Annotated in this window: 7 protein-coding genes; 3 read left to right on the forward strand and 4 right to left on the reverse strand. The window is 70.7% G+C overall.

The window, feature by feature from the left end:
* The first annotated feature begins 665 nt into the window (after positions 1–665).
* A complete protein-coding gene (locus tag LHA35_RS27400) occupies positions 666–1,583 on the forward strand; it encodes an NAD(P)-dependent oxidoreductase (protein WP_226614355.1) in 918 nt (305 codons plus the stop codon).
* Between the two features lie 250 nt (positions 1,584–1,833).
* Here the strand turns inward: LHA35_RS27400 and LHA35_RS27405 are convergent, their stop codons facing one another.
* The 4 genes from LHA35_RS27405 to LHA35_RS27420 all read right to left on the reverse strand — a co-directional run bounded on the left by LHA35_RS27405 (position 1,834) and on the right by LHA35_RS27420 (position 4,666).
* Positions 1,834–2,805 (reverse strand): Bug family tripartite tricarboxylate transporter substrate binding protein, encoded by a 972-nt coding sequence (locus LHA35_RS27405; RefSeq protein ID WP_226614356.1) that lies wholly within the window; start codon positions 2,803–2,805, stop codon positions 1,834–1,836.
* Between the two features lie 165 nt (positions 2,806–2,970).
* Entirely contained in the window at positions 2,971–4,209 is a 1,239-nt protein-coding gene (locus LHA35_RS27410; protein WP_226614358.1) for a cytochrome P450, read from the reverse strand.
* A 52-nt stretch (positions 4,210–4,261) separates the two neighbouring features.
* Positions 4,262–4,492 (reverse strand): hypothetical protein, encoded by a 231-nt coding sequence (locus tag LHA35_RS27415; RefSeq protein ID WP_226614359.1) that lies wholly within the window; start codon positions 4,490–4,492, stop codon positions 4,262–4,264.
* An 18-nt stretch (positions 4,493–4,510) separates the two neighbouring features.
* Positions 4,511–4,666 carry a hypothetical protein gene (locus LHA35_RS27420; protein ID WP_226614360.1) on the reverse strand — a complete coding sequence of 52 codons (156 nt, stop codon included), beginning with the start codon at positions 4,664–4,666 and terminating at the stop codon, positions 4,511–4,513.
* Between the two features lie 608 nt (positions 4,667–5,274).
* On the opposite strand from LHA35_RS27420, the gene LHA35_RS27425 reads away from it, so the two are divergent.
* Complete coding sequence (locus tag LHA35_RS27425) at positions 5,275–6,168, forward strand: endo alpha-1,4 polygalactosaminidase (protein ID WP_226614361.1); 894 nt, start codon at positions 5,275–5,277, stop codon at positions 6,166–6,168.
* Entirely contained in the window at positions 6,165–6,674 is a 510-nt protein-coding gene (locus LHA35_RS27430) for a tetratricopeptide repeat protein (RefSeq protein ID WP_226614362.1), read from the forward strand. Before LHA35_RS27425 ends, LHA35_RS27430 begins: the two co-directional genes overlap by 4 nt.
* The last annotated feature ends 113 nt before the right edge of the window (positions 6,675–6,787 follow it).

Consider the following 6,787-nt stretch of genomic DNA (forward strand, 5'->3'; position numbering starts at 1 on the left):
CAGGACGGCCCATCCCATCGCAACACCGTACCTGCCCGAGCCCTCGGGCCTGACGCAGGACGAGATCCGCCAGATCGTCCTCGACCTGATCGGCTGACGGAGGACGGCGGGGCGCGCGGTTCTTCCAGGGGACTGCACCCGCCCCGCGAGGACCAGTCATGCAGCGCCCTGCCCCCACTGCTTCGTGGTCGGCCAGAGCAACGGACCATGTGCCGGCCGTTACGACTGCAACGTCCCGCGCGGCGCCTGCTTCCGAGTGACGGGACGGATCACGAAGCGGCGTTCGGCAACAGCACAACGGCATGCGCGCGTCATACGCGAAAGCCAGTTCCGTCCCGGCCTGGCCCGCCTTCTGGTGGAGGCAGCACCAGGCGGGCCCGCAGCCTGCCTTCATGCCAGCCAGCATGCGGCGGATCGGTCACCGATGTAATCATCCTCCCCGCTCCGGGCCGCGACCATGGCGAGCGCCGGTCCCGCGCCATCCCTCCGGCTGCCGCCGATGCGCGGTGGCGCGGGATCCATCGCGCCCGCCCATGCCCGCATCCGGCCGTGACCACCGCACTCGCCGCGGGCGCCTGCGCCGGCCCCGGCGCTCCGCCCGGCACTGGACCGGCCCGCACCGCTCGTTACCATGCCCGGCCTGCAAGCCAGGGGGAGCCACTGCAATGCGCGCCATTTTCGTCGATGCTAACCCGTCGCTGGCGGCAGTGACCGAGACGCTGCTCCGCCCCGGCGACCTGCCGGTGACGATCCACCGCGATCCGGAGATCAAGCCCGCGGACCTGCCCCGCCTTCTCCAGGGCCATGAGATCGCAATCGACGATCACACACCTTTTCCGACCGAGATCGTGAAGCAGTGCCCGGCGCTGAAGCACATCGTTTTCCTCGGCACCGGCGCGCGCAGCTACATGAACCCGGAGGAGCTGGAGGCGCTCGGCGTCACCGTCCACATCATCAAGGGCTATGGCGACACGGCGGTGGCGGAGATGGCCTTCGCCCTGATGTGGGACGCGGCGCGGCAGGTCGCGATGATGGATGCCGCGGTGCGCGCCGGGGACTGGCCGCGCGTGGTCGGCATGCAGCTCACGGGCAAGACCGTGGGGCTGATCGGCACCGGCGGGATCGGGGCGGAGATGGCGCGGCTCTGCCGGGGGATCGGCATGACGGTGCTGGCCTGGAACCGTTCGCCTAAGGCGATCCCCGGGGTGGAGTTCGTCGAACTCGACCGGCTGCTGGCTGAGAGCGATGTGGTCTCGATCCATCTGCTGCTGAATGACGAGACGCGCGGCTTCCTTTCCCGCGAGCGGATCGCGCAGATGAAGAAGGGCGCGATCCTGGTGAACACCGCGCGCGGTGCCATCCTGGACGAGGTGGCGATGCCCGATGCGCTGGAGAGCGGACATCTGGGCCATGCCGCGCTCGACGTCTTCGAGCAGGAGCCGCTGCCGGCGGGCCACCGGCTGAAGGGCATCCGCAACACGACGCTGACCTCCCATGCCGCCTTCCGGACGCCGGAAGCCAGCGACAACCTGATCGGCGCGGCGCTGGACCATTGCCGGCGGATCGTGAAGGAGAGCAGGTAGCGGCGCGGCCTTGGTCCTGCCCCGCTTCCACGGCTCTTCCTCAGGAAACCTGGCTGGGCCTGCGCATGGCGGAGGCGGTGCTCGCTGGCGCGCGGCACCGTCGCCAGAGGGCGGTGCGGCAGCGGGTGCCCGAATCCGGCCAGGACTTCGCCGGCCGGATGTGGCGAAGAACGTTGTGCGACGGCGGCAGATGGCGCTTCGGCGAGGCAGCCAGCAAGGTCGCCGGCCTCCCCACGAACCGTGGGTCCGATCAATCCAGCCGCAGGCCAAGCTCTCGGATCAGCGGCCAATAGATCGCGCGATCCGCCTCGATCAATGCGCGGTACTCGGCGGCGCCGCCGGTCAGCGGCTCCAGGCCGATCTCACGCATGCGTGCCTGCACCGGCGCCTCCGCCAGCGTCTCGGAGAGCGCCTGGGCGAGGCGCGCGGCGGCGGCCTCCGGCGTGCGGGCGGGCGCGGTCAGGCCCTGCCAGGCATAGGCCTCGAAGCCCCCGAGGCCGGCGGCCTCCGCCACCGTCGGCACTTCCGGCAGCGTCGGATGCCGGGCCGGGGAGCAGACGGCGAGCGGGCGGATGCGGCCGCTGCGCAGCGCCTCCCCGCCCGCCGCCACATCCACCACCGCGGCCTCCACCGTGCCGGCCATCAGATCGTTCAGCACCGGCGCCATGCCGCGATAGGGCACGTGGTTGAACCTGACGCCGGAATCCCGCGCCAGCCGCTCCATCGCCAGGTGGTGCGGGCTGCCGATGCCCGGACTGCCATAGTCCACCCGGCCCGGCTCGGCCTTTGCGCGGTCCAGCAGCGCCCGCAGCGTGGTGGCGGGGGAGGCATTGCGGACCGCGACCACCAGGTGGAAGCGCGCCATCAGGCCGAGCGGGCGCAGGTCGCGGTCCAGGTCGAAGGACAGGTTGCGGTAGAGGGCGGGATTGAAGACCAGCGTCTCGTTGCCGGCGGTGAAGACGGTGTGGCCATCCGGCTCCGCCCGCGCCGCCGCCTCGGCAGCGATGTTGGTCGCGGCGCCGGGGCGGTTCTCCACCACCACGGGCTGGCCGAGCCTCTGCGCCATGCCATTGGCGAGCAGCCGTGCCAGCACATCCGTGCCGCCGCCGGCGGGGTAGCCGACCAGCCAGCGCACCGGGCGGTCCGGCGACCACTGGGCATGCACGGCCAGCGGCATCGCGGCAAGCGTGGCGGCCAGCGCCGCGCGGCGGGTCGGCATCATCTCGGTGTCTCCTCCTGTGCTTCGGGCGGGTCACGGCGGCAAGGCGGCGGCTCCCCAATTGGCATGGCACCCCCTCGGGTGGGCGGGCGGCGGCCGCACCGGGCCCCATTGCGGCTTCGCGCGGATGAAGGTGGGCAGCGCATGCCGGGGCGGCCGCCACCCGGATCAGGCCAGCCGCACGGGCAGCTTCAGGAAGCCGCGGAAGCGGGCGCGGCCCCCGCGCACCGGCGGGCCAGCCGGCGCATAGCGCGGAAAGCGCGCAAGAAAGCGGCCGATCGCCACCCGCCCCTCCAGCCGCGCCAAAGCAAGGCCGGCGCATTGATGCGCGCCGGCGGCGAAAGCGAGATGGCGGTTCGGCATGCGGCCGATATCGAAGCGCTCGGGGTCCGGGAATTGCGCCGGGTCGCGGTTGGCGGCGCCGATGCAGAGCGTGATGAGCGTGCCGGGCGCCACCTGGACGCCGCCGATCTCGGTCTCCGCCATGACGCCGCGGTTGCCGAGCTGGTTGGAACTCTCGAAGCGCAGCACCTCCTCCACCGCGCTGCCGATCAGGCCGGGCTGTTCCAGCAGCCGTGCCTTCTCCGCGGGAAAGCGCAGCAGCGCCTCCAGGCCGTTGCCGATCAGGTTGGTGGTGGTCTCGTGCCCGGCATTCAGCAGGAAGATGCAGTTGTGCAGCAGCTCCGTCTCGGTCAGGCGCTCGCCGCTCGCCTCGCCCTGGATCAGCCGCGTCAGCACATCGGTTGCCGGGTCGCCGGGTGCCGCCCGGCGGCGGGCGACCAGGGTACGGAGATAGGAAAGGAATTCAGTGACGGCGGCATTGCCGCGCGCCGCGGCCTGTTCCGCCACCACCGGCTCCAGCGCGCCGAGGATGGCGAGCGACCAGTCGCGCAGCGGCCCGCGTTCCCCTTGCGGGACGCCAAGCAGGTTGCCGATGACCTCGATCGGGATGGCGGCGGCATAGTCCTCGATCAGGTCGGCCTCGCCATGCTGCTCCCCCTTGGCGGCCATGGCGTCCAGCAGCCGGTCCACCAGCGCCGTGAGCGCCGGCTCCATCCCCGCGATGGCGCGCGGCGTCAGCGCGCCCATGATCAGCCGGCGGACGCGGGTGTGCAGCGGCGGGTCGTTGAAGACCAGGCTGGTGGTGTGGTGCTCGTAGAGCGGGGTCGGGCCGAATTTCGGTGCGAACTCCACCCGCTTGTCGGAGGAGAAGGTTCGCGTATCCCGATAGGTGCGGTCGAGGTCGGCCCAGCGCGTGAGAAACAGGGAACCGTCCGGCATGCGCCGGACCGGGTCATGCTCCCGCAGCGCGCGATAGGTGGGGAAGGGATCCTCGTAGAAGGAAGGCGCCAGGGTGCGCAGGTCGAAGCGCGCGGCCAGCGCCTTTGCCTCCTCGCTCGCCACCATGGGCTGCCCTCCCTGTCCCTGACCGGATGAAAGCGCCGGCGGCGGACCGGCGTCAAATCACTGCCGGCCTGGGCTGCCCCTCCCCCGGGGGCCAACAATCCTGGTCCACCGGCATCAGCACCGGCACCTGCAGGCAGAGGCTCTGCGCCGGCAGCACATCCCGCCAGTCCGAGATCAGCTTGCGACAGGCGGTGCCGACCCGGCGCGGCTTGCGGTCGAGATCATGGAGACCGAGCGGGTTCGCCCGGCCGTTCCGCTCCCTGAGGGCCGTACCCCAGTCCATCTGGTCGGTCGGGGAATGTCAGGTGAAACCGACGATCGGCACGTCGTCATTGTGCAGGCGCAGCACGTTCGTCCACTGCTTCCAGAGCCAGAACACCGCCTCGTCGGTGCGCGGCCCCTCCCGCAGGTTGGTTTCGGTGTGCATCATCGGCAGGCCGACCCCGGAGAGAACCATGGCCCTGGCGGCGGGCAACCTCCCATTCGGTGCCTGACCCGGAAGCCCCGATTGCAGAATGGGCTCTGGCAGCCTCACCCGACGATACCGGATCGAATACAGCGCGCCACGCAACACGCACCTGCCGCACCCCCGCCTCCATATTTTGTGTTGGTTATTATTGGGGTTCTTTACCATCCTGTGACGGGAAAACAGCCTCGTTTTGTGTGCACCTATCAGCGGCTTTTGGAACGGATCGCAGAGACCTCCCGGGCTTGTGGCAGCCGGCCGGCGTGTTGGGGCAAAGGCAGGACACGCCGCGGCGATCTTGGACACCAAACCGATCGTGCGGGGCGCAGGACAATGTCTGATGGGACGAATGATCCGGGGTTGTTCGACGGGCTTGCCCAGCGGCCAGGTGATGCGGGCAGCGAGCCGGCCAGCCCAACGCCAGGCTTGCAGCCGGCCGGCATGGCCGAGCCACCGATGAGCCGCGCAGGCGACATGTCCTGGTCCAACCAGATCCGCCGATATCTCCGTGCCCATCCGAGGCTGGTGCGGGTAGCGCCAATGCCGAGAAAGTCGTGAACCGCGTCAATAAGGCGCCGGGCGGTGCGAGGGGGCCTTCCGTGCCAGCCCTGAGCCGACACGCCCCGATCTCGGCGCGCGCGCGGCTTCCACTCCTTGCAGGCCTCGCCTCCGCCAGCGCCGGGCTCCTGGCCGTCGCCTCCCGCGACGCCGGCGCGCACGCCGCGGCGGATGGCCCGCGCCTTCTGGTCTATTACGGGCGGGCCGGCCAGGACGCGATCCGGCAATACGATCTTGCCGTCCTCGACAGCGACATCGATGCCGAGATCGAGCACTGCCGGAGGCCGGGCGGCGTCCTGCTGGGCTATCTCAGCCTCGGGGAAGTCCATGGCGGCCGTTCCTATGCGCCGGAGCTGGAGCGCGAGGGGCTGCTCTTCGATCCCAACCCGAGCTGGCCCGAGGCAAGGCTGCTCGATACGCGGTCGGCGCGATGGCGCGAGAGGGTCGTGGAGCAGCTCGTGCCCGCCATCCTGGCACGCGGCTTCGACGGCCTGTTCTTCGACACCCTCGACAGCGCCGAGGCTCTGGAGCAGCACGACCCCGCGCGCTTCGCCGGCATGGTGGCGGGCGCCGCCGGCCTGGTCCGGGCCGTGCGGCGCCGATTTCCCGGAACCCCTATCATGATCAACCGCGGCTATGCGGTGTTGCCGCACATTGCCCAGCAGTTCGACATGCTGCTGGGCGAGTCCGTCTACACCACCTTCGATGCCGGTGCGCACACCTACCGCCCGATGCCCGAGGCCGGATATGCCTGGCAGGTCGAGCGCATGCGAGCAGCATGGGGGCGCGACCGACGCCTGCGCCTCTTCTCGCTCGACTACTGGAATCCGGAGGACCGGGAGGGCATCGCGCGCATCTACGCCATACAGCGCGCGAACGGCTTCGCCCCCTATGTGGCCACCCCTGACCTCACCCGCATCGTGGCCGAGCCATGACCCAACCGATCGCCCTGTCGGGCACGCGATTGCCCGTCCTCGCCCTTGGCGCCGTCGCGGTTGCCCTGAGCCTGGCCCTTGTCCCGCGCGGGTGGGAGCTGGCGCAATTGAGCATGGAGGCTGGCGACCCCTGGCGCGCCGTCGCCATCCTGGAGGCCAAGGTCACCGCCGGCGACCGTTCGCCGGCAACGATCGCGGCGCTCGCCCGCGCCCGCGCCGGCATCGGCGATGCCGCGGGTGCCGCGCAACTGCTCGAAGCCCTGGTTGCGGAGCGGCCGCGTGATGCCGCGGCGCTCGGCGCGCTCGCGGAGGTCCAGCGCAACGCGGGACGCACAGGGGGGCTGATCCGTACTCTGGAGCGGCTGCAGGAGATGGCGCCGACGGTCCCGCGCCAGCGCGAGCTGGCCAGGCTCTACGCTGCGGCCGGCCGCAGCGCGGATCAGCTCGCGCTCCTGCGTGATCTCGTCGCCCACGCGACGGCGGAGCCGAATGACTACCTGTGTTGATTGCCACTGAGAGCTGACCCGGGATTGCCATGAGGATTTGACCCGGGTTGTGGCTGGAAGTTCGGGGTTTTCGGCTTCTGTCAGGTGGGTTGTGGCCTCCTTTCGTGCTTGGC

This window comes from Roseicella aerolata, assembly GCF_020523605.1.
Classification (GTDB): Bacteria; Pseudomonadota; Alphaproteobacteria; order Acetobacterales; family Acetobacteraceae; genus Paracraurococcus; species Paracraurococcus aerolatus.

What these genes read in the sequence shown, in the direction of transcription:
- LHA35_RS27410 (WP_226614358.1), bottom strand. Translation starts at nt 4,209, where the DNA reads ATGGTGGCGAGCGAGGAGGCAAAGGCGCTGGCCGCGCGCTTCGACCTG.
- LHA35_RS27400 (WP_226614355.1), top strand. Translation starts at nt 666, where the DNA reads ATGCGCGCCATTTTCGTCGATGCTAACCCGTCGCTGGCGGCAGTGACC.
- LHA35_RS27415 (WP_226614359.1), bottom strand. Translation starts at nt 4,492, where the DNA reads ATGGACTGGGGTACGGCCCTCAGGGAGCGGAACGGCCGGGCGAACCCG.
- LHA35_RS27420 (WP_226614360.1), bottom strand. Translation starts at nt 4,666, where the DNA reads ATGGTTCTCTCCGGGGTCGGCCTGCCGATGATGCACACCGAAACCAAC.
- LHA35_RS27430 (WP_226614362.1), top strand. Translation starts at nt 6,165, where the DNA reads ATGACCCAACCGATCGCCCTGTCGGGCACGCGATTGCCCGTCCTCGCC.
- LHA35_RS27405 (WP_226614356.1), bottom strand. Translation starts at nt 2,805, where the DNA reads ATGATGCCGACCCGCCGCGCGGCGCTGGCCGCCACGCTTGCCGCGATG.